At 65.1% G+C, this 2,654-nt stretch carries 2 protein-coding genes and 1 pseudogene; 1 reads left to right on the top strand and 2 read right to left on the bottom strand.

The genetic code is table 11. From position 1 onward, the window contains the following. Together WAO18_RS21350 and WAO18_RS21345 are read right to left on the bottom strand one after the other, a co-directional pair. Window positions 1-239: pseudogene (locus WAO18_RS21350) on the bottom strand (biotin--[acetyl-CoA-carboxylase] ligase); the annotation flags it as partial. Window positions 240-265: 26 nt separating this feature from the next. Further along, entirely contained in the window at window positions 266-1,447 is a 1,182-nt protein-coding gene (locus WAO18_RS21345) for a GGDEF domain-containing protein (RefSeq protein ID WP_422208227.1), read from the bottom strand. A 165-nt stretch (window positions 1,448-1,612) separates the two neighbouring features. Between WAO18_RS21345 and WAO18_RS21340 the strand changes: the two genes are divergently transcribed. After that, a partial coding sequence (locus tag WAO18_RS21340; RefSeq protein WP_422208226.1) for an acyl-CoA carboxylase subunit beta occupies window positions 1,613-2,654 on the top strand: 1,042 nt, incomplete at its 3' end.

The following is a 2,654-nucleotide window of genomic DNA, read 5'->3' as shown; positions in this document are numbered from 1 at the left end:
ACCTGTGTCCGCGGCGGAGCCGTCCACTGCCGGCCGTGGCGCCCGCGGCCGGCGCTCTGGTACTCGGCGAGCAATACCGACCCGTCGATGTCGGCACCGGCCTCAGCCCGCGCGAGCAGATCGGCGTTGGTCGAACCGGTTTCGGCCACAACGTCGAGTTCGTGCCACGGCATGCCGGGGCCCACCAGCCCGTCGCGCAGCGCCGCCACATCCAGCGGTGCCCTGAGTGAGTCATCCATTGCCGACCAGCCTAGGTCAGCGGGCGTCAAAGGCCCAGAGACTTGGCGTCAAGTTCGCCGATGTCTTTGAATGCCGTTGGCCCGAAAGGAATTTCGGTTTGACGTAGACCGTCGGGTGCGCCGTCGACAGCATCCGCCAACGCGATCCGGTTGCCGCCGTTGCGTTTCGCCGCATACATGGTCTCGTCGGCGCGGGCATGGATCACGTCGAACGCCGCCACGTCTTTGATAGTGCCGGTCGCCACGCCGATGCTGGCGGTGGCTTTCGGCGTGTCCGGTGCCTCGATCGCGGCCCGGATGCTTTCCGCGATCGGCGCCGCGGCCTGCAAGGTCAACAGGTCAACGACGACGAACTCCTCGCCGCCGATGCGCGCGACGAATGCCGAGGGACCGGCGCCGACGCGAATCCGCTGCGCGGTACGCGCGATGACGGCATCGCCGATCTTGTGGCCGTGGATGTCGTTGATGTTCTTGAAGCCATCCAGGTCGATAACGAAGACGCACAACGGTTTTGAAGAAGCGGTCAACGTGTCGAGCTTTCTGTCCAGGTAGTTGGCCAACCCGCGACGGTTGGCGAGTTCAGTGAGCGGATCAGTGAGCGATTCGATCGAGTTGCTGCGGATCAGCCAGAAGCCGAACTGGACGAACGGAAAGATGCCGACGGTCAGCGTCAGCGCAATGATGGCCTTGGCCAGCGCCACCGCCACCGCATCGGGGCGATCGGAGAGCGCCAGCCAGGTCGCCGCCGTCACGATCGTGACGGCCGCGAACGCCATGTGGGCGGCGTTGGCGCGGGGGCCGTAGAAGAACACGATGAAGACGCCCGGCATCGCGAACAGCGGCGTGGTGCTCAACGCCGCCAGCGGGTCGGCATGCAACCCGGTCGCCAGCGCGATGCCGATATCGGCGAACGCGAACAGGGCGGCGGCCTGTCGGGCGCTCGGCCACGGGAAAAACCACCAGAAAATCGACCAGCCGATCGAGTTGGCCAGCATCCAGACGATCACCGCATGACTCAGCCAGTGCGGTTGGATGAGGTCTTCGAATCCAAGGCAGATCGTGCCGAGCGCGGTGATGATGCCACCGGCGGCTGCGCTGGCCCGTAACGAGGTCATCAGAGCCCGGCGCCGGTAGAACTCGACCACCCACGAATAGTCGCCAGGCTCGCTCCACCATTGCCGCAGCAGGCGGCTGCTATCCGACTTCACCGACGTTCCTCCGAACCTCGATCCCGTTGCGACAAACAAGGCGACAAGTGACGTAGGTTACCTCCGCGTCAGCGAACGGAACAAAAGTCCGATCGTCCCGGACACGCGCGACACCGCGACGCGGGGTTGGGCTCGCAATCTAAGGGACCGCTAAGATCGACAGCCATGACTTCCGAGGCTTCGGTCGAGGCGCAAGCCGAACACCACATCGACATCCACACCACCGCGGGAAAGCTCGCCGAACTGCGCAAGCGGAGCGAGGAGACGCTGCACCCGGTGGGTGAAGCCGCCGTCGACAAGGTGCACGAGAAGGGCAAGCTGACCGCGCGCGAGCGTATTTACGCCCTGCTGGACGAGGGCTCGTTCGTCGAACTCGACGCGTTGGCCCGGCACCGCAGCACCAACTTCGGTCTGGCTGAGAAGCGCCCACTCGGCGACGGGGTCGTCACCGGGTACGGCACCATCGACGGCCGCGACGTCTGCATCTTCAGCCAGGACGTAACGGTGTTCGGCGGCAGCCTCGGCGAGGTCTACGGCGAAAAGATCGTCAAGGTGCAGGAACTGGCGCTCAAGACCGGCCGGCCGCTGATTGGGATCAACGACGGCGCCGGGGCGCGCATCCAGGAGGGTGTGGTCTCGCTCGGCTTGTACAGCACGATCTTCCACAACAACATCCAAGCTTCCGGTGTCATCCCGCAGATCTCGCTGATCATGGGCGCGGCGGCCGGCGGCCACGTCTACTCGCCGGCACTGACCGACTTCGTGGTGATGGTCGACCAGACCAGCCAGATGTTCATCACCGGCCCGGACGTGATCAAGACCGTCACCGGCGAAGACGTGACGATGGAGGAGCTGGGCGGTGCGCACACGCACATGGCCAAGTCCGGCACCGCGCACTATGTCGCCTCCGGCGAGCAGGACGCCTTCGACTACGTCCGCGATCTGCTGAGTTACCTGCCGCCCAACAACTTCACCGACGCGCCGAAGTATGCGGTGCCGGTTCCTGAGGGCGCCATCGAGGACAACCTCACCGACGAGGACCTCGAGCTGGACACGCTGATCCCCGACTCGGCCAACCAGCCCTACGACATGCACGAGGTGATCACCCGCATCCTCGACGACGACGAGTTCCTCGAGGTGCAATCCGGTTACGCGCAGAACATCGTGATCGGGTTCGGTCGCATCGACGGCCATCCGGTCGGCATCG

It is taken from the genome of Mycobacterium sp. (assembly GCF_049278535.1).
Classification (GTDB): Bacteria; Actinomycetota; Actinomycetes; order Mycobacteriales; family Mycobacteriaceae; genus Mycobacterium.
The sequence above is the reverse complement of the archived record's forward strand: the minus strand, read 5'-3'. Positions and strand labels throughout refer to the sequence as shown.